This window comes from Streptomyces sp. CA-179760 (assembly GCF_050937045.1).
Classification (GTDB): Bacteria; Actinomycetota; Actinomycetes; order Streptomycetales; family Streptomycetaceae; genus Streptomyces.
Genome location: NZ_JBNJLZ010000001.1, coordinates 7260260 through 7284139, shown reverse-complemented (window position 1 = coordinate 7284139; position 23880 = coordinate 7260260). Strand labels below are relative to the sequence as shown.

At 69.8% G+C, this 23880-nt stretch carries 27 protein-coding genes; 15 read left to right on the top strand and 12 right to left on the bottom strand.

Going from position 1 to position 23880, the window contains the following annotated elements; translation table 11 throughout:
* Positions 1–4: 4 nt before the first annotated feature.
* Genes ACQEV8_RS33195 through ACQEV8_RS33185 form a run of 3 tightly spaced genes read right to left on the bottom strand, consistent with a single transcriptional unit; the run spans position 5 to position 1934 of the window.
* Entirely contained in the window at positions 5–607 is a 603-nt protein-coding gene (locus ACQEV8_RS33195) for a response regulator (protein ID WP_432967590.1), read from the bottom strand.
* Positions 604–1719, bottom strand: a complete 1116-nt coding sequence (locus ACQEV8_RS33190) for a sensor histidine kinase (RefSeq protein ID WP_432967587.1) — start codon at positions 1717–1719, stop codon at positions 604–606. Before ACQEV8_RS33190 ends, ACQEV8_RS33195 begins: the two co-directional genes overlap by 4 nt.
* Positions 1716–1934: a hypothetical protein gene (locus tag ACQEV8_RS33185; RefSeq protein ID WP_432967584.1), complete on the bottom strand. Its 219-nt coding sequence runs from the start codon at positions 1932–1934 to the stop codon at positions 1716–1718. Before ACQEV8_RS33185 ends, ACQEV8_RS33190 begins: the two co-directional genes overlap by 4 nt.
* A gap of 163 nt (positions 1935–2097) precedes the next feature.
* Between ACQEV8_RS33185 and ACQEV8_RS33180 the strand changes: the two genes are divergently transcribed.
* The 6 genes from ACQEV8_RS33180 to ACQEV8_RS33155 all read left to right on the top strand — a co-directional run bounded on the left by ACQEV8_RS33180 (position 2098) and on the right by ACQEV8_RS33155 (position 5813).
* Complete coding sequence (locus ACQEV8_RS33180; RefSeq protein WP_432967581.1) at positions 2098–2982, top strand: ABC transporter ATP-binding protein; 885 nt, start codon at positions 2098–2100, stop codon at positions 2980–2982.
* Between the two features lie 56 nt (positions 2983–3038).
* Complete coding sequence (locus ACQEV8_RS33175; RefSeq protein ID WP_432967578.1) at positions 3039–3758, top strand: ABC transporter permease; 720 nt, start codon at positions 3039–3041, stop codon at positions 3756–3758.
* Positions 3759–4021: 263 nt separating this feature from the next.
* On the top strand, positions 4022–4543 hold the full coding sequence (locus ACQEV8_RS33170; RefSeq protein ID WP_432967575.1) for a DUF4232 domain-containing protein: 522 nt from the start codon (positions 4022–4024) through the stop codon (positions 4541–4543).
* Between the two features lie 27 nt (positions 4544–4570).
* A complete protein-coding gene (locus tag ACQEV8_RS33165) occupies positions 4571–4951 on the top strand; it encodes a hypothetical protein (protein ID WP_432967572.1) in 381 nt (126 codons plus the stop codon).
* Positions 4948–5187, top strand: a complete 240-nt coding sequence (locus ACQEV8_RS33160) for a hypothetical protein (RefSeq protein ID WP_432967569.1) — start codon at positions 4948–4950, stop codon at positions 5185–5187. Before ACQEV8_RS33165 ends, ACQEV8_RS33160 begins: the two co-directional genes overlap by 4 nt.
* 134 nt (positions 5188–5321) lie before the next feature.
* Entirely contained in the window at positions 5322–5813 is a 492-nt protein-coding gene (locus tag ACQEV8_RS33155) for a CinA family protein (protein ID WP_432967566.1), read from the top strand.
* A gap of 166 nt (positions 5814–5979) precedes the next feature.
* On the opposite strand, the gene ACQEV8_RS33150 is transcribed toward ACQEV8_RS33155, so the two are convergent.
* The 7 genes from ACQEV8_RS33150 to ACQEV8_RS33120 all read right to left on the bottom strand — a co-directional run bounded on the left by ACQEV8_RS33150 (position 5980) and on the right by ACQEV8_RS33120 (position 10114).
* On the bottom strand, positions 5980–6858 hold the full coding sequence (locus ACQEV8_RS33150; protein ID WP_432967563.1) for a cytochrome P450: 879 nt from the start codon (positions 6856–6858) through the stop codon (positions 5980–5982).
* Positions 6855–7178 carry a hypothetical protein gene (locus ACQEV8_RS33145; RefSeq protein WP_432967560.1) on the bottom strand — a complete coding sequence of 108 codons (324 nt, stop codon included), beginning with the start codon at positions 7176–7178 and terminating at the stop codon, positions 6855–6857. The genes ACQEV8_RS33150 and ACQEV8_RS33145 overlap by 4 nt, the downstream gene beginning before the upstream one ends.
* Positions 7175–8110, bottom strand: coding sequence for a hypothetical protein (locus ACQEV8_RS33140; protein WP_432967557.1), 936 nt, complete (start codon positions 8108–8110; stop codon positions 7175–7177). The genes ACQEV8_RS33145 and ACQEV8_RS33140 overlap by 4 nt, the downstream gene beginning before the upstream one ends.
* On the bottom strand, positions 8110–8484 hold the full coding sequence (locus ACQEV8_RS33135; protein WP_432967554.1) for a phosphatase PAP2 family protein: 375 nt from the start codon (positions 8482–8484) through the stop codon (positions 8110–8112). The genes ACQEV8_RS33140 and ACQEV8_RS33135 overlap by 1 nt, the downstream gene beginning before the upstream one ends.
* The gene (locus tag ACQEV8_RS33130) at positions 8465–8764 is read right to left on the bottom strand and encodes a hypothetical protein (protein ID WP_432967551.1); all 300 of its coding nucleotides are present in this window, start codon (positions 8762–8764) and stop codon (positions 8465–8467) included. The genes ACQEV8_RS33135 and ACQEV8_RS33130 overlap by 20 nt, the downstream gene beginning before the upstream one ends.
* Positions 8761–8886, bottom strand: a complete 126-nt coding sequence (locus ACQEV8_RS33125) for a hypothetical protein (RefSeq protein ID WP_432967548.1) — start codon at positions 8884–8886, stop codon at positions 8761–8763. The genes ACQEV8_RS33130 and ACQEV8_RS33125 overlap by 4 nt, the downstream gene beginning before the upstream one ends.
* A 64-nt stretch (positions 8887–8950) precedes the next feature.
* Positions 8951–10114, bottom strand: a complete 1164-nt coding sequence (locus tag ACQEV8_RS33120) for a hypothetical protein (RefSeq protein ID WP_432967545.1) — start codon at positions 10112–10114, stop codon at positions 8951–8953.
* 963 nt (positions 10115–11077) lie between these two features.
* Here ACQEV8_RS33120 and ACQEV8_RS33115 point away from each other — a divergent pair.
* The 7 genes from ACQEV8_RS33115 (at position 11078) to ACQEV8_RS33085 (ending at position 19863) form a co-directional block, all read left to right on the top strand.
* Entirely contained in the window at positions 11078–11719 is a 642-nt protein-coding gene (locus tag ACQEV8_RS33115) for a TauD/TfdA family dioxygenase (protein WP_432967542.1), read from the top strand.
* Positions 11720–11937: 218 nt separating this feature from the next.
* The gene (locus tag ACQEV8_RS33110) at positions 11938–12855 is read left to right on the top strand and encodes a polyprenyl synthetase family protein (RefSeq protein ID WP_432967539.1); all 918 of its coding nucleotides are present in this window, start codon (positions 11938–11940) and stop codon (positions 12853–12855) included.
* Positions 12852–13961, top strand: a complete 1110-nt coding sequence (locus tag ACQEV8_RS33105) for a Rieske 2Fe-2S domain-containing protein (RefSeq protein ID WP_432967536.1) — start codon at positions 12852–12854, stop codon at positions 13959–13961. Before ACQEV8_RS33110 ends, ACQEV8_RS33105 begins: the two co-directional genes overlap by 4 nt.
* Positions 13958–16066, top strand: coding sequence for a Rieske 2Fe-2S domain-containing protein (locus ACQEV8_RS33100; protein ID WP_432967533.1), 2109 nt, complete (start codon positions 13958–13960; stop codon positions 16064–16066). The genes ACQEV8_RS33105 and ACQEV8_RS33100 overlap by 4 nt, the downstream gene beginning before the upstream one ends.
* Positions 16059–18443 carry a PEP/pyruvate-binding domain-containing protein gene (locus ACQEV8_RS33095; RefSeq protein ID WP_432967530.1) on the top strand — a complete coding sequence of 795 codons (2385 nt, stop codon included), beginning with the start codon at positions 16059–16061 and terminating at the stop codon, positions 18441–18443. Before ACQEV8_RS33100 ends, ACQEV8_RS33095 begins: the two co-directional genes overlap by 8 nt.
* Positions 18440–19408, top strand: a complete 969-nt coding sequence (locus ACQEV8_RS33090) for a lysylphosphatidylglycerol synthase transmembrane domain-containing protein (RefSeq protein WP_432967527.1) — start codon at positions 18440–18442, stop codon at positions 19406–19408. The genes ACQEV8_RS33095 and ACQEV8_RS33090 overlap by 4 nt, the downstream gene beginning before the upstream one ends.
* On the top strand, positions 19405–19863 hold the full coding sequence (locus ACQEV8_RS33085; RefSeq protein WP_432967524.1) for a protein-tyrosine phosphatase family protein: 459 nt from the start codon (positions 19405–19407) through the stop codon (positions 19861–19863). Before ACQEV8_RS33090 ends, ACQEV8_RS33085 begins: the two co-directional genes overlap by 4 nt.
* A gap of 98 nt (positions 19864–19961) precedes the next feature.
* On the opposite strand, the gene ACQEV8_RS33080 is transcribed toward ACQEV8_RS33085, so the two are convergent.
* A complete protein-coding gene (locus ACQEV8_RS33080) occupies positions 19962–20663 on the bottom strand; it encodes a restriction endonuclease (protein WP_432967521.1) in 702 nt (233 codons plus the stop codon).
* Positions 20664–21087: 424 nt separating this feature from the next.
* On the opposite strand from ACQEV8_RS33080, the gene ACQEV8_RS33075 reads away from it, so the two are divergent.
* Together ACQEV8_RS33075 and ACQEV8_RS33070 are read left to right on the top strand one after the other, a co-directional pair.
* Positions 21088–21618, top strand: coding sequence for a C39 family peptidase (locus ACQEV8_RS33075; RefSeq protein ID WP_432967518.1), 531 nt, complete (start codon positions 21088–21090; stop codon positions 21616–21618).
* 298 nt (positions 21619–21916) lie between these two features.
* Positions 21917–22657, top strand: coding sequence for a DUF1775 domain-containing protein (locus ACQEV8_RS33070; RefSeq protein WP_432967515.1), 741 nt, complete (start codon positions 21917–21919; stop codon positions 22655–22657).
* A 255-nt stretch (positions 22658–22912) separates the two neighbouring features.
* Here the strand turns inward: ACQEV8_RS33070 and ACQEV8_RS33065 are convergent, their stop codons facing one another.
* A complete protein-coding gene (locus ACQEV8_RS33065; RefSeq protein WP_432967512.1) occupies positions 22913–23863 on the bottom strand; it encodes a DUF6183 family protein in 951 nt (316 codons plus the stop codon).
* Positions 23864–23880: the final 17 nt, after the last annotated feature.

Sequence of the window (23880 nt, the reverse complement as noted above, 5' to 3'; positions counted from 1 at the left end):
GCCTCTACAGCCAGTCGTGCTCCCGCGCGTAACGCGCCGCTTCGTGCCGGGTCCGGGTCTGGGTCTTCTGCATGGCGTTCGAGAGGTAGTTGCGTACGGTGCCCTCCGCCAGGTGGAGGCGGGCGGCGATGTCGGCGACGGAATAGCCGTCGCGTGTGACGCGCAGGACGTCGATCTCCCGGTCGGTGAGGGGGCAGTCGTCGACGACGGCGAGCGCGGAGACGTCCGGGTCGATCCAGCGCTTGCCGGCGTGCAGGGTGTGGATGACCGACATGATGTGCGCGGGTTCCGCCGACTTGCTGACGAATCCCTGGACGCCCAGTCTCAGGGCCTTGCGGAGCACGCCGGGCCTGGCATGGCGGGTCAGCATGAGGATCACCTGCTCCGGCCGGGCACGGCGGATCTCCGCGACGGCGCCCAGTCCGTCCACACCGGGCATCTCCAGATCGATGACGAGCACGTCGGGCCGGTGCCGGAGCGTGGCCCGCACCGCCGATTCGCCGTCCTGTGCTTCGGCGAGCACGGCGATCTCGTCTTCCAGGCTCAGCAACGCCGCCAGCGCCTTGCGGAGCAGGGCCTCGTCGTCGGCGAGCACCACGGTGGTCATCGGTCGGTCCTCCCGTACGAGAAAGCCGCGGCCGTGAGGAAGCGCCCGTCCGACTGCTCCACCGTCAGCTCACCTCCGTTGTCGCCCACGCGTTCCCTGAGGGTGGACAGTCCGCTGAGCCCGGACAGGGGAGCCGTGCCCGCGCCGTCGTTGACGATGGTGATGCCCGACTCCGCGACAGTGATCCGCACCTGTGTGGCTTGCGCATGGCGCAGGATGTTCGTCGTCGTCTCCCGCAGGACCTGGCCGAGCAGCTCGTTGACCCGCTCGTCGGCCTCGGCCTCACGGTCGACCCGCACGCGGATGCCCGCGGCTTCGAAGAGATTCTTCGCGTTCTCCAGCTCCACGGACAGATTGAGCCGCCGCTGTGCGTAGGCCAGCTCCTTGGTCTGGGTGATGGTGTCGCCGACCAGGGCGCGCACCTCCCGCAGTTCCTCCTCCACCCGCCCGATGTCGCTGCGCACCAGCTTCTCGGCCAGTGCGATCTTCAGCTTCACCACATGCAGGGTGTGGCCCTGGATGTCGTGCAGGTCACTGGCGAAACGCACACGTTCCCGGACGACGGCCAGCTCCGCTTCGCGTTCCCGTGACTGCTCCAGCTCCTCCACAAGGTCGTAGAAGACCTGCCCGGCGAACATGCCGCCGGTCACGACGACCATGACGCCTGCCGGGATGAGGACATAGAGGAGCAGGGTGTCCGGCACAGCCGCCGGTGCGACCGGCAGCCGGGCCGCGCCCACGGCGGCGACGAAGGCGATCAGCGCGACGGCGGCCACGATGCGGTGGCGCGGCAGCTTGGGCGCGTACAGGGGGCCCAGGACGGAGATGCCGTAGAACGCCGTGTGGGCGCCCAGGACCAGCACCCCGGCGATCCACACCATCGCGGTGACGATCAGGCACGGGAGAACGATCCGCGGGATGCCGCTCGCCGTCCACCGCGCCGAGCCCACCAGCGCCGCCGCCACGCCCAGGCTCAGGATGACGGCGTCCCACCACGTCCCGGCGTCGACCACCACCAGCAGGGTCCCGACAGTGGCGTTCACGGTGACCATCGTGATGACGTTCAGCCGGCGCAGCCGTTCCCGTGTTCCCTCGCGGTCCAGTGGTCTCACCGCCGCGTCCGCACACTGAGCAGCGGGATCGCCGAGGCGCTCGCCACGGCGAGGACCGCGGCCGCCCACATCAGCCACTGGTGGTTCTCGAGCCAGGACTCCATGTCGTCAGGGTAGAGACCGACGCCGAGGTGATGGCCGAGGAAGACCGCGCACACCAGGAGGAAGACGGCCGCGTTGGCCGTCAGCAGTATGCGCAGGGGTCTGGTGTCCATGTAGGGCGCTCCGGGGTCGAACAGCAGCGTCCCCCGTAGTGTTCTGGCTGGTCATGAGCGGCACCAGTGACACCGCGTCATGGGTTCGCCCTCCGGAATGTCATACCGCGGCGATGACGCCACGGCACTGCCGGAGGAGCGTGACGACGGCTGAGATCGACGCATGACCTCGACACCAGTCATCGACGTTGAACGCCTCAACCTCAGCTACGGCGACTTCCACGCCGTGAAGGACCTGTCGTTCCAGGTGCGCAAGGGGGAGCTCTACGCGCTGCTCGGCACGAACGGGGCCGGCAAGACCTCGACCCTGGAGACCGTCGAAGGCCACCGCGCGGCCACCTCGGGCACCGTGCGGGTCTTCGGCCGGAGCCCCCGCGACCGGCGGGCCGTACGGCCAAGGATGGGCATCATGCTCCAGGAGAGCGGGTTCTCCCCCGATCTGACGGTGAAGGAATCCGTCCGGATCATCGGAACGCTCTCCCGGCGCGGAGACAGCGTGGAACGCGTCCTCGACATCGTCGACCTCACGCACAAGGCCGGCACCAAGGTGTCCCAGCTGTCCGGCGGTGAGAAGCGGCGTCTGGACTTCGCCACGGCCGTGTACGGCAAGCCCGAGCTGATCTTCCTCGACGAGCCCACCACCGGCTTGGACATCCGGTCCCGGGACGCCCTGTGGCACGCCGTGGACAAACTGCGCGAAGACGGATCCACCATCGTGCTCACCACGCACTACTTGGAGGAGGCCCAGGCGCGTGCCGATCGCATCGGGCTCATGCACAAGGGCACCTTCCACCAGGAGGGGACCGTCGCCGAGCTGACGCGGACCCTGCCGGCCGCCGTCCGCTTCTCCCTCCCGGCCACCGCACCGGCGCTGCCGCTGCCGGCCACGCGTGAGAGTGACGGCAGGTTCCTCGTCGAGACCTTCGGCCTGCAGGAGACCCTCTACGCCCTGCTCGACTGGGCGCACGCCAGCGGGCTGGAGCTGCGGGAACTCGAAGCCGGGCCGACCCGGCTGGACGACGTCTTCCGCGCCATCGCCAACGACTAGCCCCCCGACCAAAGAACGGTCGCCCCTCCGGCACCTCCCAGGAAAAGGCCTTCACCATGCTCTCAATCGCTCTCGGCGAGCTGATCCAGATCTTCCGGAACCGGCTGGTCCTGGTCACCAGTTTCATCATGCCCACGGCGGTCAGCGCGTACTTCATCCGCCGGCACGAGGTCTTCGCGGACCTGGGCAGCCTCGGATACATCGCGGCGGTGGTGGTGTTCACCGTGGGGGCGTTCGGCCTCTACACGACGACGGTGACCACTCTGGCCTCGCGCCGGCAGAACCTCTTCCTCAAGCGGCTGCGCTCCACTCCGGCGGGCGACGCCGGCATCCTCTCCGGCCTGATGCTCCCGGTCACGGTCCTGGCGCTGGTCCAGGTGGTCGCGATCCTCGCCGTCCTGGCCACGGTCGCCGGCGAACCCGCCAATGTTCCCCTCCTGGCGGCGGCGATCCTCTCGACCATCGTCATGATGCTCGGCCTGGGACTGGCCACGGCCGGACTGACGAACTCCCCCGAGCACGCCCAGGTGACCACGCTGCCGGTCAGCCTCGGCACCATCGCCGTCGCCAGCTGGGTCGGGATCAGCGGCACCGAGGAACTCACCCTGCTCAAGCGGCTGCTCCCCGGCGGCTCGGCCACGGAGCTCGTCCTCAACGCCTGGAACGGCGGCGTCCCCGTGGCGGACTCGCTCCTCCTGCTGGCGCCCACACTGAGCTGGGTCGTCGTCGCCATCGCGCTGGCTTCCCGCATGTTCCGCTGGGAGCCGCGCCGCTGAGCGGAAACGGGGATCAGGCCTCGCCGCCTCCGAGGCCACTCCGTACGAGACCGACCTCCTCGTTGGAACCGACCACCTCGTTGGACGTCAGCCGTCCCAGACCGCCGTTCCAGGCCACCTGCATCTCTGCTGGTCAGACCCCGTTCCAGCATTCCGGCGTCCCGCAATCACCGCCACCTGTGGCGGGCGGGACGGATCGCGGAACAAGCTGCGGTCGTCCCAGCAGCCGCTGGACGACGCACCTCTGCACGATGGAGATACCGATGCGTTCGCGCTTTGCCGCCCGCCCCGCCCGCCTCGCCCTGGCCGCCGTCGCGGCGGTGGCCCTCACCGCCACCGCCACCGCGACCGCCACCGCCGAAAGCCGAGGCAGCGCCGCGCGGGCCTGCGTGACCAAGGACCTGACCTTCAAGCTCACCTCGCAGACGCAGGCGGGTGGCTACTACCTCCTCACCGCCAAGGCCAAGCCGGGCGTCACCTGCTACCTGAAGGGTGTCTTCCCCTCGGCGTCCTTCGGCTCGGCCGCCGACACCGAGGTGGGACCGGCCGAGCACGCCGTCAGCGAGAACGTCGTCCTCTCCGGCTCCACCCGGGCGTACGCCGGCATCAACCCCAAGACCACCAACAACGACCACGGCAAGGAGTTCGAGCGGATCCACCTGTCCGTCGCGGGCGACGAGGCCAACTCCGTCAGCCTCGACCTCCCCGACACCGCCCTGGTCGACAGGCCCGTCGCCACCAACTGGCACGCCGACCCGGCCGACGCGGTCCCGTTCTCCGGCTGACGGGTACAGCGCACACCCGTCCAGGTGATGACCACCGACGCGCACGCGGTGCCCACGGAGCGGGACCCGGTCCATGAAGGCTGTGATGGACCGCGCGGAGATCGTTCCGCGGGTACCGCGTGCCGACGGCCGGTGGCCGGCCGGGACCGTCTGGGGGTGCTCGCCGGGGAGGCGTACGTCCGCTCGGCGTTCGGGTGGCGCGGCGCCCGGCACCGCAGCTTCTGGGACGGTCCCGCGCACGGCATCACCGGCGTGCGCGCATGGACCTTCACCGAGGACGGCGACAGCGTCGTGGTCCGCACCCGGGAGTCCTGGTCGGGCGCGCCGGTCGGCACCGACCGGGACGACCGAGTAGCGCCGTTTTGGCCTAGTTACGCATACGGTCCTTCATCGTTCAGCAGTGCATGACCAACACACGACGCACGCTCGCCGCCCTGATTCTCGCTGGAGCCGCCCTGACCACTGCCACCTCGGCTCACGCCGCCGACCCCGGCGACCAGGGCGAGCAGACGAGGGACCGGTCCAGCAGCACTGCCGTGAGCACGAGCGAGAACAACCTCCTCAGCAGAACCACCAACGCACTCAACACCCTCAACCCCCTCACCAGCCTCCTCCCGGTGAACATCAGCAACCTGTCCCGCTAGACGTACCGGCCCCCGGGAATCTCCTGGCGATTCCCGGGGCACGGCACGGCGCGACTCCGCCGCGTACCGAGTTGATTCAATGAGCACTCGCGGCGACGGACCCCCCGGCGCGGCCCCGCAACGGAGGAGTCTTTGTGACACTGGAGGACATCGCGGCACAGCTCGGTTCGCTGCTCCGCGCCGGCGGACTGTCCGTCAGCACCGCGGAATCCCTCACCGGCGGCATGCTCGGAGCGACGATCACCGCAACCCCCGGCGCGTCGGACTACTACCGCGGCGGCGCCATCACCTACGCGACGGACACCAAGGCCACGGTCCTCTCCGTAGCCGAGGCGACCCTCGCCTCCGACGGACCCGTGAGCCCTGCGACGGCCGAACAGATGGCGCGCGGCGTACGGGAGTTGTTCGGCAGTTCCCTCGGTCTCTCGACCACCGGCGTCGCCGGCCCCACCGGCCAGGACGGCAAGCCCGTGGGCCTCGTCCACATCGGCGTCTCCGACGCGGAGCACACGGTCAGCCACGAGTTCACAAGCACCGGCTCGACTCGCGACGAGGTACGCCGCCAGGCCGTGGAGCGGGCACTGAGCCTGCTCGTCGACCATCTGGAACGCCCGGAGACGATCTGACAGCCACCACGTCCGCCGTGTCGTGGCGGAACCAATCCGCCGGAACTCTCCCAGGCATACGGCCGTGCGTACACGCCGCCCTGCCCCTGGCCGTTCACTTCCCCGTCCTGGCCTCTGGGGCGGCAGGATCGCCTGCTGCCCCAGAGGCCCGCGCAGGGCGTGACAATCAGACGCTGACGGGGAGGTGGGTGGCCCCGCGCAGACTCAGAAGGCCGTTCCAGCGGACCTCCCCCGCCTGCTCCAGGCCGGGGAAGCGGCGGACCAGTCCTCCGACGGCGATCCTTCCCTGGATACGGGCGAGCATCCCGCCGATGCAGTAGTGGGCGCCACCGCCGAAGGAGACGTGGCGGCGTGCGTTCTCGCGGTCCAGCCGAAGTTGGCCGGCGTCCGGGCCCCAGAACTCCTCGTCGCGGTTGGCCCCGGCCAGGCTTGCCAGGACGACCGAGCCGGCCGGGATCTCGTGCCCGCCCACCCGGTGGGGGTGCAGGGTGATGCGCCGGGCGAGGTGCACCGGAGGTTCGTAGCGGAGCAGCTCCTCGATCGCGTTCCGGTCGAGATCGGGTGTGGCTCGCAGGAGTCCGAGCTGGTCGGGATTGCGCAGCAGCGCGAGTATCCCGCCCGAGAGCAGGTTGACGGTCGTCTCGTATCCGGCGACGTAGAGCATCGCGACCTGGGCGACCAGTTCGTCGTGGCTGAGCCGGTCACCGTCGTCCTCGGCATCGATGAGGGCGGTGAGCAGGTCGTCGCCGCGCTCCCGGTGCTTGCGGGAGATCGCGTCGGACACGAGCTCGAACATCTCCGCGTCGGCAGCTTCGATGTCCTGTTTCGAGCGGGAGTCGCCACCCGGCTCGCCCAGCCGGATCAGCAGGCCGGTCAGCTCGCGCAGGCGTGCGGTGTCGATCTCCGGCATCCCCAGGATCCGGGTGATCACGGCGAACGGCAGGGGGAACGCGAGTTTTTCGACCAGGTCGCCGCCCCCGGCGAGGCCCAGATCGTCCAGTGCCTTGTCGACCAGGTCGTGCACCACCAGCTCGATGCCGCTCATCGCCCGGGGGGTGAACGCCTGGGAGACGAGTTTGCGCAGCCTGGTGTGGTGCGGGGGTCCAGGTCGATCAGCGCGAGGCCCTTGAGACGCGGTGCGCGTGCGGAGCCGCCGGACCCCTGGGCCTTGCGTTTGTCGACGGAGTGCTCCGCGCGCAGCAGCGCCTCCACGTCCTCGTGCCGGGAGACCATCCAGAAGCCGCCTGGGTGCTCGTGCACCGGCGCGTGCCGCCGCACCTCCGCGTAGTGGGGGTGCGGGTCCTCCATGAACCCCTCGGAGAGCGGGTTGAACATGACCGGGGTCTGGCGCATCGCGCTGCTCATGCGGTGTTTCCTCTCGTTGTGCGTAGCAATGAGGAGGTGAGCGACGGCCGGGGCCGTCCACGGCCGTACGCCGCTGCGGCGAGCGCGCCGGCGGCCAGGGCCGCGCCGATGGCGGCCTTCTTGCGCAGGCTCGTGCCGGTGGGCCGGGCCGGGGACGCGGGGGACGCGAGGGCCGGGGGCTGGGTGATCATCCGGGGGAACGGCCGCACCGCCGCCGCATAGCGGCGTCGGCACACCTCCGCGACCTGCGCGCTCCGCTCGGGCGGCAGGGCCGAGACGCGTTCCAGGAACATCGATTCGTACCGCTCGACCTCGCGGCGCAGTTCGGTGTCGGCCTTGTCGCCGTAGAGCTTCACGAAGGCGGCGTAGACGTTCAGGGTGCCCTGGGCGACGTCCTGTTCGTAATGTTCGAGATCGTTCGCGATGTCCGCGAGCACTTCCACCGGCCAGAGCAGGTCCCGGGTCGCGGGGTCCATCGTCCGTCCGCGCAGAGCGAAGGTCATGGCGCGCAGCAGGCGTACGTCGGTGGGCCGCAGTTCGACCAGGGCGAGGGTGTCCTGACGGGTGACGGTGCCGCGCGACGTGGTGGCGTTCTCCAAGCGGATGAACCGCTCCGCCTCGTCGACCAGGAAGGCCACATCCTCACTCCATGCTCCGAGGGCCCGCAGGACTTTCTCGAAGGCCTTCTTGTACGTGTGGAACGCCTCGTAGTCGCTGGTGCGTTCGGCGTCGAGGTCCACCTCCGAGTTGCGTTCCGCCAGTGAGTCGACGCGATAGACCAGGTACTCGACGGCAAGTAACACGGGGGTCAGACGTAAGCGCTGTCTGCGCGGTACCTCGTCCACGACGTAGTACATCCGCGACACGTAGTCCCGGGTGATGCCCACCGCCTTCCCCAACGGGGTGGCCGCCAGGCGGGCCAAGCTGTTCATCAGGTTTCCTTTCTGGAGAGGTGCGGGGAGCGGACGTCGACACGCCAGGCGACCGCGAAGCCGACCACGAGCCCCAGGAGGACGCCGCCCGCGACGTCGGCGGCGTGGTGGGCATCTGCCAGTACGCGCGAGACGCCCACGGCCCCCACGAGGGCCGAGCCCAGGACCAGGCACGACCACCACACTCGCGTGCCGCTACGCAGCACGGCCAGGAGCACCATGAGGACGAGCGTCGCGGAGGCCACATGCCCGGACGGGAAGCTGTACCCGGGGTCGGGGGAGAGCCGTCGGCCGGCAGCGGCATGGGCCGTCCCACCAGCGTTTCGAGTGCCGTTTCCGCCGCGAACTGCACGGTCAGGCCGACGAGCACCCACAGTGCGGCGCCGGGCCGGCGACGGTACAGCAGTACGCCGAGCGCCGTGAGCAGGCCTGCCCCAACAGGGCCGAGCCGACCGCGTCGGCCGGCCCGTCGGGGCCGAGCCAGCCGGCCGGCGTCCCGAAGGCACGGTCGGCCCCTGCACGGAACCGGGCGTCGAACGCGCTGACGAGGTCGCTCCCGGACGCCACCAGCGCGGTCAGTGCGGCGAGCACCGACGCCGCGACCGCCGATCCGAGGAGATGTCTGGAGGCGGTCCCGGCTGCGGCGCCGGTCACGGCGTGGGCTCGACGGGGGCGCCTGTGATCGGGCCGGCGCCGCCCATCCTGGTCGTGACGACCTTGCCTGGGGTGTCCCGGCGTGCTCCCTCGGCGTTGCGCGCGTCCTGTCGGCGGGGCACGTTCACCGCACTTCCTTCCTGTCGTGCGAGCGCGGACCGCGGCCTTGGTGTGGAGCGGAGGTGCTCAGAGCCGGCGCCAAGGCGACATGCCGGCGGCCTTGAGGGAGCGGTGGAGCAGGACGCAGTAGGCGACGTCGAGCAGGAACGTCCAGGCGTACATGACATTGATCAACGGCGTCAGCGGGTACGAGCGATGGCCCAGCGACTTCCGTACGAATTCGGACCAGCTGGTGGGCCAGGTCCGCTGCGACGAGGTGGTGACGGTGAGGGCCGTGGCGATCCAGGCGCACAGCGTGCCCAGCCATTTGCCGACGGCGATGTACATCGACTGGCCCGCGGGCGATCCGCGGTCCTCCAGCATCTTGAGGTACAGGATGGACATCATGAGGTTGATGCCGAATCCGGTGTACTCCCCGTCGGGGTCAGCCAGGTCGATGAACGCGTGGTAGTTGACCGACAGGGCGGCGGCCACGCACACTCCGAAGAGTGGCCGGAAATAGCGGCCGAGCGTGCTGTTCGGGAACTGCGCCGCACCGTACTTCCACACCTGCCAGGCGATCACCACGTCGACCAGGAAGCCGGCGATGCTCGCGGTGTGGAAGTAGTCGCCCAACGGGTCCAGGAGGAAACCGTAGGCGAACTCCCAGGTGAGATTGGCAAAGAAGGCGGCGAGTGGCACGCCGTACGTCTGGTCGGCGAATCCCCGGTAGACGATCGCCACGTAGGCCACGAGCCATCCCAGGGCGCACAGCAGGCCGAACAGGACGACGGCGCTGGAGACGCCTTCAGCCGCGTTCCTCTCCTCGTGCCGGTCGGCGGCCGGATCCGGTAAGGCGTCCCGGAGCGGGGCACAGGTGAGCGCAAACGCACGTTCGAGTCGCTCCCGGTCCGCCACGCCGACCGATCGCAGTCCTCGCTCGAACTGTGCCTCGAAGTACGCGACTTCTTCGCGCACTCGTTCCGCCGCCGTGTCGCCGTAGGTCTCGACGAAGGCCGCGTAGATGTTGGTGCGTTTGATCGGTTCGGTGGCGGAGGCGTACTGCTTCAGGTCCCACGCGACGTAGGCCAGGCTCTCGGCGGGACGCAGCGCCTCGCGGAGCTCCTCGTCACCGTCGTGGTCCCAGGGCCGGCCGAGGTCGCGGACGATGCGCAGTTCACTGGGAGCCAACTCCACGAGCCGCCGCAGTTGTTCCGGTTTCGCCTCGCCCGCACGGATCGCGAACTCCACTTCGGCGAGTTCCGTGACGTCCCGCTGAGCCCGCCGGCCATCGGGGATGCGGGCGCAAAGACGGTTCAGGATCTTTTCGATACCTGCATCCCGAAGTTCCGCCAAATGTCCGGAAAGATTGCCTCCAATAGGCTCCGGAGCGAGAGCCGCATGGCGGGCGCGTTTCACCGCGAAGGCGAGATACCGCGCCGTCAACCGGACTGGAGCAGCCCGGAGTTGCCGCTTCAGGGAGGACCCGAGGACGGGGTCGTGCATACGCTCACTGACGGCGGACTCGGTGCCGCGCCGAATGGGCGGGGCCACTTGGGTGACGGCCGAAGCCAACAACCGTTTGGCGCGCTGAGAAGCCGCCAGCCTCAGATTTCGCATCGTGCTCAATCCAGCCTCCTAGAGCCGAGCCCCCGCGCAGCGCGTCCGATCCGTGGACGCTCAACTGGGGTGCCAGGACGGGCCGTTCAGGACAACTTCCCCTGAACGGATGATGAACATGGTGTACCATCAAGATCCGCACCGTCCAGGCTCGCTCGGAAGACTTGACACACAGATTCATGTCCAACCGACCATGGGGGACTCGCAATGGACGTCGCATTAGAACACTCTCCATATGTTTTAGCGTGCGTGCTGTCGGTTGAAGAAGCTGATGGTTTGTGCGCGGCGGCCCAGACAGCTCTGGCCGCTCAGGGGTCTCCCGCGAGGCCCTTTTTCTATGAAGGCCTGGAAGAACACATTCATCGAATACCGGAGTCGATTCGCTCGGTACTGAATGAGTTCAAGGACTCTTCCTCGCTGTGCGCACTGCAAATCTCAGGGGTACGCGTCGACCCCGACCGCTGCGGGCCCACACCGCTCTCCTGGCAGGAAGCCCTCGACAGCGGACGTCAGGCGCTGGAGGAGGCGCAGCTGGCCCTGCTGGCCGCCGGTCTGGGCGAGGTCTTCGCCTGGCCGACCATCCAGCGCGGTCGGATGGTGCAGAACCTCGTCCCGGTCGAAAGCGACCGAGAGGAACAGAGCGGCCATGGTTCAGTCGCTCTGGAGTGGCACACCGAGGACGGCTTCCACCAGGACAGATGCCGCTATCTGGCGCTCCTGGGCATCAGAAACCCCGACCGGGTGCCGACCACGCTCGGCACGGTCAACGACGTGCGGCTGACCGAGCACCACCGGTCCGTGCTCCGCGAGCCCCGCTTCCTCATCCGGCCCGACCTGGAGCATCTGCGCCAACTGGCCAGGTTCGCCCCGGACAGCGACATGCTCAGGCGTGCGCGCGAGATGTACGAGAACCCGGAGCCGGCCGCGCTCCTCTTCGGTGACCCCGAGTCCCCCTGTCTGCGGATCGACGCACCGTACACGACCGCGGTGGCCGACGACGGCGAGGCCGCCGAGGCGCTGGCCGCGATCGTCGACGAGCTCACTCGCGCCCAGCAGGACGTGGTGGTCGGCCAGGGCGACGTGCTGATCGTGGACAACTACCGCGCGGTGCACGGCCGCCGGGCGTTCCTACCGCGTTTCGACGGTACGGACCGCTGGCTGAAGCGCATGAGCGTGGCCGGCAGTCCGCTGTCCGGGACGACGCCCGGCGTGGGCGCGCGTGTACTGACGATCTGAGCGGATCCGCTGTCGCACCGCGGTCCCCCGTCGTCATCTCCGCAATCTCTGCACGAAGGACCCCGGCGAGCCGAACGCAGCTCTTCCGCAGCCCGGATGAATGCGATGGGCGCTGGATCCAGCCGTCAGTCTCTATTTCATCGCCGTGAAGCGGCGCCATCACCTTCCTCGATCACTCGATGGCCCGTCCGGCGTATCCATGGGGAGAGTGAGCACTCGTGTCTTTCGCGATTGACAGCACCCAAGCAGAAACAGACTTTCCGGCACCGATGGAAGAATTCCGTCGCCAGGTCAACGAAAAACTGCGCTCCTCCGTCGACTCGGTGGAGCCGCCTCGACTGCGCGAGGCCATGGCCTACTCGCTGCTGGCCGATGGAAAGCGTGTCCGGCCGACTCTGTGCCTGTTGGCCTACCAGATATTCGACACCGACGTCTCGGTTGCGCTTCCCACCGCCTGCGGCCTGGAAATGCTGCATACAGCTTCGCTCATCCATGACGACCTGCCGGCCATGGACGACGACGACTTCCGGCGCGGCAGCCCTTCCAACCACCGGGTGTTCGGTGAGGGCATGGCGCTCCTGGCGGGCGACGCGCTGCTCGCCTACGCACTGGAGTTCATACTCCAGAACTCCGACTCGCTGCATCCGGAAAGACTGCTGAGCGTCATGGCCAAACTGATCGAGGTGGTCGGCCCGTCCGGGCTGTCCGGCGGTCAGGCGATCGACTTGCACTCCCAGGGACGCGACCATGTCGACCCGTTGACCGTGGAGGAGATGCACATCAAGAAGACCGGCGCGCTCATCGAGGCGGCCGTGGTCACCGGGGCGATTCTGGGAGGGGCGTCGAAGGCCGACATAGCCCGCCTCACCACGTATGCGCGAAACCTCGGACTCGCCTATCAGATCGTCGACGACATCCTCGACGAGACATCGAGTTTCGAAGAATTCGGCAAGGAGGTCGGCCAGGACCGGGCCGCGGGCAAGTGGACGTATCCCCGGCTGGTGGGAGTGGAGCAGGCCCGCGAGCGGGTGCGCGGACTGATCACGCAGGCAGTGGCGGAGCTCGACGGGTTCGGCGAGCGCGCGGCGATGCTTCGCTGGGCCGCGCAGGTGGTTCACGGCCGGGCGGCGGCGTGATCGGCGCAGAGGGCTCCCAGGAAGAGCTGCGGACCGTCCCCGCCTCGGCCGCTCCGCCGAATCCAGCCGGGGCGAACATCGCCGCGTCCTGGTATGCCGCGATCAAGAGCTCCCGTCTGGGCAAGGGACCGCACCGGATGCGGTTGTTCGGGCGCGAGGTCGTGCTGTGGCGCGACCGGAAGGGAGCGCCGCGCTGCGTGGCCGCGCACTGCCCGCACCAGGGCGCCAACCTGGGCCTCGGGGACGTCGTCAAAGGCGAACTGCGCTGCCCCTTCCACCACTGGCGGTTCGACGGGAACGGGGTCTGCTCCGCCATCCCCGGTCTCTCACGCATCCCGACGACGGCCCGGACCCGGTCCTACCCCACCCGCGAGGCATACGGCTTCGTCTGGGTCTGGTACGGCACCGCCGAACCCCTCTTCGAACTCCCGGAGTTCCCGGCGCTGACCGACAGGCCCCGCCGCTACCTCGGCTTCCACTACGACGACGCGACCACCGGGACGGTCCGCCAACTGCTGGAGAACGCGGTCGACCACCAGCACTTCAGCGCCCTGCACGGACTGGCCCTGGACGGGGTGGAGTTCCGCGTGCTGGCCGAACAGTCCGAGGCAGCGGACAACGGCCCGCCGCTGACGCGGGACGACGCCTGGTTCGGCGTCTGGTTCTCAGGCCGGCCATGGCGGCCGCCGCTGCGCCGCTCGCCCCTGGGCTGGTTGACCGGCGTCGTCTCCACCTTCGCGATGGGCCGGCACATGCAGCTGCTGGTCGACGGGTGGCCGGGCGGCCAGCGCTTCACGGCGTACGTGGACGGCACCGAGATCTACAAGGTGATCATGGGCATCGTCCCCGAGGGCGACCGGGTCACCCGCCAGGTCGGCTGGGCGGGGGTGCGCCGCACCGGCCGCTGGTACCGCACCCTCTTCAACTACGTCCTGTTCTGGGTCCAGAACCGCGCCGGCACCTTCCAGGACGTACCCGTCTACGACTCCACCCGCAACGCCCAGCCCACCGTGTACGTGCGCTATGACAACGGGCTGCTCCGGTTCCGTCGCTACTACCAGTCATGGGTCGACCGCGCCGCGGAAGACGGAAGGGTCGGCCGATGAGTCTCGCGCCGGTACGGGGGCGACCACCCCGCGATCTCGAACCGCCCCGCGATCTGGCGCGCGGTTGGTATGTGGCCGGGCGTTCCAGCCACGTCGGGGGGCGGCCCAGGGCCGCCGTGGTGGCCGGGCGGGAGGTGGTGCTCTGGCGCGCGGGAGACGGCGCAGCGGTCGTGATGGACCGCTTCTGTCCCCATCAGGGGGCCGCTCTCGAGTTGGGCCGGGTGGTGAACGGTGAGCTGCGGTGCACGTTCCACCACTGGCGGTTCGACGGCGAGGGGACCTGCGTGGCCGCCCCCGCCACCCGGAGGGTGCCGCGGGGGGCCTCGGCCCGGGTCCATCCCTCCTGGGAGGGGCTCGGCTACGTCTGGACCTGGGTGGGCTCGGCGGACCCCGAGTACCCGCCGCCGGACTTCCCCCACCTGGACAGGCGCTCACCGGCCCACCGGCGTTACCGGTTCGCCTTCGACACCCCCGCACCGGCACGCCGGGTGCTGGAGAACGGATTCGACGTACCCCACTTTCCGGTGGTGCACGGGCTCGCCGACGGTCTGCGGCTCACCTGGGACACCAAGGAGGACCCGCACACGATCGCGGCGCGCATCACTACCGACAAGATCACCCTGCCGGCTCCGCTGGACCGGCGGCCGGGCGGTCTGGGCCGACTCTGTCTGCACCTGCGTTCGACGCCCTCCTACCAGGTACTGACCTTCGAGCTGAACGACCGACCGGTGGCACACGAGCTGCTCGCCGTGACGCCGGTGGCGCAGGGGCGGACCACGATGCACGGCTGGACCGTCGTGCCGCGGTCCGGTGGTCTGCTCGGCTCTTCCCCCGTCTTCTGGGGTACCGGCTCCAGCACTGGTGGGGGACCCGGGCGGATCTGCGCATCTACCGGGACGCCGAGGAAACCGACGGCTCGATCAACACCGCCGACGACGAGGGAGTACTGCGATTCCGCCAGTTTCATCGCCGTTGGACGGGACGGGGGGACACGTGAGAGACCGTCCGAGGGCGGCGCGGAAACTCCGGCGGGGTGTTCGGGAGGAGGCGCGATGAGGCGCAGTACGTCCGATCGGATCGCGGCGTCGGCGAGGCCCACCACAAACCTCGCCTCGGGCTGGTACGTCGCGCTGCCCTCCGAGGAGTTGAAGCGGCGGCCGCGCCGGATCACCCTCTTCGGCGACTCCTACGTGGGCTGGCGCGGCAGCGACGGCCGTGCCCACGTACAGAGCGCGACCTGCCCGCACGCGGGGGCCGCCCTGCACGGCGGCAAGGTGGTCGACGGCACGCTCGAATGCCCCTTCCACCGCTGGCGGTTCGACGAGTCCGGGGCATGTGTCTTCGTGCCGGGGCGGCGTCCTCCGGCGCGGGCCGCCATCACCGCGCTGCCCACCCGCGAATGCTCGGGTTATGTGTGGGCCTGGTACGGCGGCGGGGCGCCCCGTTACGAACCGCCGGATCTCCCGGACCTCGAATCGCGGCAGGTTCCCGGCATCCGGAGGTTCCGGCTGGCCGACCCGACCCGAGCCACCACCCGGCGGATCCTGGAGAACACCTACGACCCCGACCACTTGGTGGCCTTGCACGGGCTGACGGTGACCGGGGAGGCCAGGATCGCGTTCCAGGACGCGCGCGAGGAAACGGCCGGTGACGGGGCGCAGGACGACAAACCGGACCCCCGCCTCGACGCGACCCTGACCTGGCCCGCATACCGGGGCGTGCTGGGCACCGTGTCGAATGTGTTCGGGCTCAACGCGGGCGAGTTCACCCTGCGGATGCGCGGCTGGGCAAGCTGCCAGGAGATCGAGTACTACGCGGACGGCCGGCGCCTGTACCGGATGATTTTGGCCGTCACCCCGATCGGGGAGCACCACAGCATTCAGCACATCAACGCTGTCGTCGACCCTGACGGGGCGGGGGCCCTGGGGTGGCTGCGCGCGCTCGTCCACCGCGCGGAGGTGCAGGTGGCCGCCCGCCAGGACCTCCCGATCTTCGACACCTTGCTGCCGGGGGACCGGCACGGCATCTACGTGCCCGGTGACGAGGCCGTACGGCGATTCCGACGTTTCTATCAGCAGTGGGTGGAGGTGGCAGAGCATGGCTGAGGGTGTCGTGAGCCTGGCCGAGGCCGCGGATTTGCCCGTCGAACGGGTCGGGGGCAAGGCCAAAGGGCTGGGCCGACTGGTGGCGGCGGGATTTCCCGTACCTCCGGGGTTCTGTCTCCCGGTGGATGTCTTCACCACCACGGCGGGCCTGGAGGAAGGTGGGGAAGGAGGGGAGACCACCGGCGGGTCGGGACTGCGCGACGACGCGGTCGCCCAGGTGAGGGCGTGCTGGGAGGCCCTGCCCTCCCCGCACGGCGTCGCCGTGCGGTCGTCGGCCACCAACGAGGACGGTGTGGCGGGCAGTGCCGCCGGCCAGTACGAGAGCGTGCTCGGCGTCCGCACCTTCGACGAGCTGCTGGCCGCCGTCGGCCGCTGCCAGCGGTCCCGGCACTCCGTCGCCTCCGAGGTCTACCGGGGCCGGCTCGGTCTTGCCGAGCAGGCCCCGGCGATGGCTGTCGTGGTCCAGGCGATGGTGGCCCCCGAATGGGCCGGGGTGGTGTTCACCGCGGAGGCACCTGTCGCGAACGACGACCATCTGGTGCTCGTGGAGGCGGTCGAGGGGCTCGGCGATCAGCTCGTGGAGGGCACCGTGGAGCCGAACCGGGCGGCGTTCTCCCGGCAGGAACCGCACGCGCCCGTGTTCAGCACCGCGTTCGGGGAACAGCTGGGCGGGACGGACGGAAGCGAGGGCCCGCTCCGTTCCCTGGTGCGCACAGCGCTGGCCGTGGAACGGGCGCTGGGCGGACCGCAGGACATCGAGTGGGCGCTGGACGACACCGGGCTGCACCTGCTGCAGGCTCGCCCGATCACCGCGGCCGTCCCGCAGCCCACGCAGTTCGGCGACTGGGCGAGCGAGGTGCCCGGGGCGCGGTGGGCCCGGATGAGTATCTGCGACTCGTGGCTGTCCGATCCGCTCTCCCCGCTCTTCGCCACGACGCTGTTCCCCTCGCTCATCGACCGGTGGGCGACGAACTGGGGAGGTCCACGCAGACTGCGCGCCCGCAGCCCGCTCATCCCGGAGCCCATGCACGGGACCGTGAACGGGTTCGCCTATCTGCGCTTCGACTTCCCCCTCTCCGAACATCCGCTGCGCACCCTGCGACTCACCGCGCGCTGGCTTGCCTTCCACCTCTCACCAGTGGAGCGGCGCTGGCGGGACGACATACTGCCCGCGCTCCAGGCGGGCCTGGAGCATGCGCGGGACACACCTCTCGAGGACCTGACGTCCGCCGAAGTGCTGCGCCGGATCCGGGCAGTCGAGGACCTGAGCGCCCGCTACTGGGCGGTGATCGGCGGCCTCGCCTGGCACTGGAACACCACAGAGTGGCTGCTGGGGGTACTCCTGGCGCGCGGCGGCCGGCGCACAGCCGGGCTCACGCCCGGATCCCTCCTCGTCGGCGACGACCGGCTCGCCCACCAGGCCGACCGTGCCCTGGACCGGGTCGCCGCGGCCGCTTTGGAGGACGAGGAACAACTGCTGCAGGAGTACCTGCGACGCTTCGGCCACCTGGTGTACAGCCTCGACCCCGCCGAACCCACCGCGGCCGACGATCCTTCGATGCTTCGCTCGGTGATCGCCGACCGCCGCGGCAAAGGCGAACCGGGCTACCCGGCACCGGCATCGGGCCCTGGCGGCGTCCCGGCACTCCGGCTCGGACGCGGTCCTCTGGGCCGGCTGCGGCGCGGGGTGCACCGGTGGGCGAACCACTGGAGCGGGGTACGGGACGAGGCCCTGCACTACTTCACGCTCGGCTGGCCGTTCATGCGGGCCGGATATCTCGAACTCGGCCGCCGGCTGGTCCTCGCCGACCTGCTCGACGTCGACGAAGACGTGTTCTACCTGACCGGGAAGGAGCTGAGCGGCTGGGTGAACGCCGGCGCGGGCGACGCGCGGTGGCGCGACCTGGTGCGTGAGCGCCGGCTGCGACGCCAGTGGCAGCGGCGGCTAGATCCGCCCGATGTGGTCCCCGCCGACGCGCGGATCATGCTCTTCGGGTCCGACATCACCTCCTTGGCGCTGTTCGGGGCCGAGCGGGGCCAGGACAAGGGCGACGGGCTGAGCGGATCAGCGGTGAGCCCGGGGAGCTACACGGGCCGGGCTCGGGTGATCCACGAAGTCGCGGACGCGGACGCACTGGAGTCGGGCGAGGTCCTCGTCGTCCGCCAGGTGACTCCGGCATGGGCGCCACTGCTGACCCGGGCCGGGGCCGTGGTGGCCGACGTCGGGGGCGCGCTGTCCCACGGCTCGGTGGTGGCGCGCGAGTACGGCATCCCGGCGGTGATGGGCGTGAGGACCGCGACCTCGCGGATCGGAACCGGGGACATGGTGACCGTGGACGGCGATGCGGGCACCGTGCGCTTGCGGAGCGAGCCGTGACCCCGACCGAGTCCCCGCCGAAGGATCACAGCACGCGCGACCGGGTGATCCGGGCGCTGTTGTTCGTGGCGGTCGGCGTCAGCTTGGTGGTCACCTTATGGGGTATGGACCTGGGGCATCTGTGGGCGGCGCTGAAGGTCGCCGACTGGCGCTGGCTGGTCTTGGCGGCACTGGCCAACGTGGCCTCTCAGGTGACCCGGGCCATGGGCTGGAACGCGATGTTCACCGAGCCCCGGATCCGGTTCCCCCTACTGGTGCGGATCGAGTTCGCCGTCCAGGCGGCGGCGGCCGTCAGCCCGGAGGGGGTGGGCGAGTTCGTCCGGATCGGCTATCTGCTGCGCCATGGGATAGCCCGGACGGTGACCGTCACGCTCATGCTGGTCCGCAAGTACTTCTCCAGCCTGGGTCTGGTGCCCTTCCTGGTGTTCGTCTGGTGGCCGGGGAGCGATGTGCCGGGCTGGGCGATGGCCGTCGCCTGGTTGTATGTGGCCGTGCTGACGGTGGAGACCGTGCTGATCGTGAGGGTCGCGCGCACTCCCTCCGCCCCCGCCCGGGAGGGCCGACTGCGCAAAGTCGTGTTCGACGCGCGCACGGCACTCGGGCCGGTGCGGCGTCCGCGCGTCTTCGCGGAGGTGGGGGCGGCCGCGGTCGCCACCCGGGCACTGGACTTCCTGGCCGCGGTGGCCGTCGCGAAGGCTCTGGACCTACCGCTGTCGGTGGCCGTCCTGGTGGTTGTACTGCTGTCCATCGAGGTCTCCAACATCCTGCCGACCTTGCCGGGCCAGCTGGGTACCTTCGAGGCGGCCGTGCTGGGCGCTACAGCGGGCGTCCTCGGGCAGGCCGAGGGGCTAGCCTTCGCATTGGTCCTCCATGCTCAACAGATCCTTCCCCAGATCCCGCTGGGGATGATCGCCATGGCGGACACCTCGATCTTGCGAAACCGATCGAAACGGAATTCATCATGACCGAAATGTGGAACACCGACACCCCCAAGGTAGTTACCCTCCCCTCGGGGCGGACGATTCGCGGACGCGGACTCAGGTACGACCTGCCGGAGGGGCAAACCCCCACGTTAGCCGTGCACTTGACGGACCACGAGCCGCCCGAGACGCCGTGGGAGTCCCTGTGGATTCCGTGGCGCGACTTCTGGCTTCCCGCCGACCCCATGGACGCGATGCGCAAACTCCGCGTCGCCTACGACCGTGCCGAAGACGAACGCGTGGAGATCTGCTGCGGGGGCGGCATCGGCCGGACTGGTACGGGGCTCTCGGCCCTCTGCGTCTTCGAGGGCATGGATCCCAAGGAGGCGGTCAAATGGGTGAGGCGGAACTACCACCCCCGTGCGGTGGAAGTACCGTGGCAACGACGCTTCATCCGCCAGGTCCACGCCGCCGACGCACCCGCCTCGGGGCAGTCGTAGCCACTGGCTCCCGCGGCGGGCGACGGATGCACGCCGCCGCGACATGGTGACCGACCGACCGTGAACAGGAAGGGCGGAACGGCCGGCTGAGCAGCCGGTCATCGCCCATACGCGCGCTTCCAGCGTGCCTGGTGCCTGGAGTCTCCCTGTCCTCTGCCGTTCACCTTGCTCAGGGACTGCAGGGAGGCCCCGTTGTTCCACATGCCGAGGTGATCGCGGTGCACCGCGAGGATGCCGTGCTGCACCGCGAACCTCTCGGAGGGCCGGCTGAAGCGCGTGGTCGTCACGAACACCGCCAGGTCGGCCCCGAAGTGCACCTTGGCACCCAGCAGATCGCGTAACTCGCGACTCGCGATCGAGCTGCTCGGCGCATAGCGCTTGCACTGGATCACCATGGTGCGCCCGTCCGGGAGACGGCCGACGACGTCGGCGCCGTTGTCGTTCGCACCGCCCACCCGCCGGACCTCTGTGCAGCCGTCCCGTCGGCACAGGGTCGCGACCAGGTCCTCGAACTCGGTGCCGGTCATCGCGTCCACCTCGGCGAGGGTCCGGTGGCCGGCCTTCACCGCCTCTTCCTGCCGCCACAGACGGTCCCGCCCTCGCGCGAGCCGGTCCGTGTGCCACAGCCACCAGCCCGTCGCTCCGACGCTGCCGAGGACCAACGCGCCCGTGATGTACGGCCACACGGCCGACCAGAACACCACCAGCAGGACCAGCACCAGACCACCGCCGGCCGCCACCACCTTCCATCGCGCCGCCTGCCGCCTGCGGGCCGCCGCTCTCCGTCTACGCCCAGCCACGATCGAAGCCCTCCCCCACCGGTCCGTGTACGGCAGTCTGGGCAGCTCGAGGCAGCGCGAGAAGGGCGCGAGTCGGCCATGGCCAGAACGGGCTGCCGGGAAAGGTGACGTGAATCCGGCGACGGCGGACGACGCGACCACCTTGGAGGTCGAAGACAGTGCCCTCCGCAGCTCCATCTGGTGGTCATCGAACTGATCGACTTCGTGGACGCGGGCATGTCCCGCGACGGCGACTTCGCGGGAGCGGCCGCGAGGGTCGGTCTCACACACGGATGCCGTTCTGGCGACGTTGCACGAGGCGCCGGCCCGCCCGCCATACGATGGCCCCCTGCCCACTCCCGCCTTCTCCAGCATCACCCCGACGCGGGAGGCTGCCCACTCGCCGTAGGAGCCTGCCACTGTGTCGCGCGTCCACGATGTCCCCTTGTGCAGACAGCGCATCGACCCCACCGAGTGGGATCTGCACGGTGGTTGGGCGCTCGGAGACAGGGTCGAATGGTCCAACCGGGCATGCGGCCTGGCATCACTGAGAATGATCCTGCTCGCCTACGGCCGCGCGGCGCCCACGGTGACGGAACTCCTGAAGCTCGCGGTCAAGCACGAGGTTCTCACCCCGCGTGGAGCCCTCCACGCGGGGATCGCGAACCTGGCGACCGACCTCGGAGTGCCCGCACTCGCAGAACCCGTGCCCGTCGAAGACCTTCCCGGCCGCCTCCACGACGCCCCGCTCATCGTCTCCGTGACCGAGCAACTCCCCGACGACGGCCGCTCCGGCGGCCATCTGGTCATCCTCCGCGGCTACGAGGACGGACCCGACCCGGTCGTCCACTTCCGGGACCCCTCAGCGTGGGGCCAGACACACGACCGCGTCCCCCTCAGCCGCCTGTCCCGTTCCTATGCCGGCCGCGCGATCACCTTCCCGCCCCTGAACCCGACGGAGAGTCCCCGCTTGTGAGCCGGCTCCGACCCGCGAGGTGCTCGCCCCCCACGTAGGTTCTTCTCCGGGTTGGCTTCATCGTGCCGGCCGGGGCTCGGAGGGCCGCGGTGGTCCGGCCGGCCATCGGCGGCCCACTTCTTGAATCCCGGACAACCTCTGTGACGCACAGCACACCCCCTGGATGGAACTCACCGGGGCCGCGGTCCGACTCCCTGAACGATCCACCGCTCGCGCCCGCCGTGGCCCGCGTGCCCCACCACGTGTCCGCGCCGGGCCGGGTGAGACGTCATGCACCGACGACCATCCGGAGTCCGTTGTGTCCCGTCACGGCAAGGCGCGCACCGCGCGCCGTCTCACCACCGTCAGCGCGGTCCTCGTGGCCGGCGTCGTCGCCACCGCCGGCCCCGCGTACGCCCACACGGAGGTCGAGGCGAAAGACGCGCGCGCCCTCGCCCGGAACGTCACCCTGGACTTCCACGCCGCATCCGAGTCCTCCTCAGCCGGCATCACCAAGCTGGAGGTGGTCCTGCCCAAGGGCATCACTCCCTCCGACATCACCTATGACCAGGGCCCCAAGGGCTGGACATTCGACACCACCGGCCGGGGTTACACCGTCTCGGGCAGCAAGCTCGCCGTCGGCGAAGACGCCGAGTTCTCCGTGACCGTCCGTCAGCTGCCGGACGCCAAGGAGCTTGTGTTCAAGACGCTCCAGAGCTACAGCGACGGCCGCATCGACCGCTGGATCGACCTGGACGACTCGGGAGACGACGGCCATGGGCACGGCCACCCCGCGCCGACCCTGAAACTGGGGCCCGCCGAACCCGGCGCGACACCGGTCGGCCCGAGCCCTACGGGCGAAGCCCCCACCGCGGCGCCCTCCAGTGCGGCACCGGGCGAGCCGTCGGATCCGCCGGCGTCACCTTCCGCGAAGCAGGCCGACGACGAGGCCGAGGGCGGGATGTCTCCGGCCGCGTGGGCCGGTATCGGCACCGCCGTACTGCTCGTCCTCGGCGGCGGCGTGTGGTGGTTCAAGCGCCGCGGGACGCCGACCCCGTAAGCCCTGTTCCGACGAGCTCGCCGGCCTCACCGGTCCGAGGTGTCATGGATGAAGGAGATGCCGAGGTCGGTCGGGGCGTGAAGAAGCGCGCCTCGGGCTCACGCCCGCGACCGGGCCCAACTCGTGGTCCTCGCCTACGAGTCCGGCCTGGTCACTCCGCGCAGCGGCTGACGTCCGGGCAGCACGCTGACGACCGGGCGGCAGCTCAGCGACGTTTCTGAGGACCCACGAGCCGCCAGTCGATACAACCGCAGTTCAGCGTGGGTGGGTCGAAGAAGTGCCGGGAGAGTTTCCACTACCCGAGAACGTCGGGTCGGTATCGGTATCGGTCGCCGCCAGCACCGCGACCCGAGTCCGGGTGGGATCGAGCACGGCGAAAGCCAGGTCCGAGGTGTCATGGTGGAACCAGTCCGTGAACGCCATGAACCGCAGCCACCGGTGATCAGCCGCGCGCCTCACGGCTTCCAGGAGGGGCACCACCCCGGCGGGCAGCCCCATGAGCGCGTAGAGACTCTCCCAGGCGTACAGCCGCGCGTACGCACCGCCCTGCCCCTGGCCGTTCACTCCGCCGACGTACGAAGCCGAGAAGAGTTCGTTGAGGACATCGTCGGGTGTCGTCACGCAGGCAAGCGCACTTCCCCGGCGGCTGCCCTCGCCTTCCAGGCAGCGCAAAGGCAGTTCCTCGAGGAAGGAGATCCCGAAGTCGTCAGGGCTGAGCGGGCTCGGGAGCGTGAAGAACCGTGCCTCGGGCTCACGGGCCCATCCACCGGCCCGGAACGGTTCGGCAGCCGCGTTCGCCCGTCCGTCGTCCTGAGCGTCCCCGGCACCGCGGCCTGCGACCGCACCGCCGCCGGTCGAAGGAGCTTCCGGGAATCGCGACCGGAGCTGCTTCGCGGTCTTGATCGATCCCAGTCCCCGGACACGAACCGTGAACCGGTGTTCGATGTCCAGTCGCGTCCTGGGCAGCCGAGCCAGCGGGTGCCCCAGCTCACGCAGCTTCTCGGCGTACGCGTCCAGGGCGCGCCGACCGGTCCCCGAGCCGATCAGCGCCAGCTCTCCCAGGAGACAGGCCCGCAGCTCGACCGCCGGACTCTCGATTTCGTCCGGCAACTCGCCGAACAGAGGCTCGATGTCCCGCAGATGCTGAGCCTTGACCAGCTTCGCGGCCACGGAACGCAGCAATCGATCGCTGTCGCCGGGCGACATGGCACCTTCAGGCAGCA

Coding starts and splice junctions, on each gene's coding strand:
- ACQEV8_RS33195 (WP_432967590.1), bottom strand. CDS start 607: ATGACCACCGTGGTGCTCGCCGACGACGAGGCCCTGCTCCGCAAGGCG.
- ACQEV8_RS33185 (WP_432967584.1), bottom strand. CDS start 1,934: ATGGACACCAGACCCCTGCGCATACTGCTGACGGCCAACGCGGCCGTC.
- ACQEV8_RS33180 (WP_432967581.1), top strand. CDS start 2,098: ATGACCTCGACACCAGTCATCGACGTTGAACGCCTCAACCTCAGCTAC.
- ACQEV8_RS33175 (WP_432967578.1), top strand. CDS start 3,039: ATGCTCTCAATCGCTCTCGGCGAGCTGATCCAGATCTTCCGGAACCGG.
- ACQEV8_RS33170 (WP_432967575.1), top strand. CDS start 4,022: ATGCGTTCGCGCTTTGCCGCCCGCCCCGCCCGCCTCGCCCTGGCCGCC.
- ACQEV8_RS33165 (WP_432967572.1), top strand. CDS start 4,571: ATGACCACCGACGCGCACGCGGTGCCCACGGAGCGGGACCCGGTCCAT.
- ACQEV8_RS33160 (WP_432967569.1), top strand. CDS start 4,948: ATGACCAACACACGACGCACGCTCGCCGCCCTGATTCTCGCTGGAGCC.
- ACQEV8_RS33150 (WP_432967563.1), bottom strand. CDS start 6,858: ATGAGCGGCATCGAGCTGGTGGTGCACGACCTGGTCGACAAGGCACTG.
- ACQEV8_RS33145 (WP_432967560.1), bottom strand. CDS start 7,178: ATGAGCAGCGCGATGCGCCAGACCCCGGTCATGTTCAACCCGCTCTCC.
- ACQEV8_RS33140 (WP_432967557.1), bottom strand. CDS start 8,110: ATGAACAGCTTGGCCCGCCTGGCGGCCACCCCGTTGGGGAAGGCGGTG.
- ACQEV8_RS33115 (WP_432967542.1), top strand. CDS start 11,078: ATGGTGCAGAACCTCGTCCCGGTCGAAAGCGACCGAGAGGAACAGAGC.
- ACQEV8_RS33100 (WP_432967533.1), top strand. CDS start 13,958: ATGAGTCTCGCGCCGGTACGGGGGCGACCACCCCGCGATCTCGAACCG.
- ACQEV8_RS33095 (WP_432967530.1), top strand. CDS start 16,059: ATGGCTGAGGGTGTCGTGAGCCTGGCCGAGGCCGCGGATTTGCCCGTC.
- ACQEV8_RS33085 (WP_432967524.1), top strand. CDS start 19,405: ATGACCGAAATGTGGAACACCGACACCCCCAAGGTAGTTACCCTCCCC.
- ACQEV8_RS33065 (WP_432967512.1), bottom strand. CDS start 23,863: ATGTCGCCCGGCGACAGCGATCGATTGCTGCGTTCCGTGGCCGCGAAG.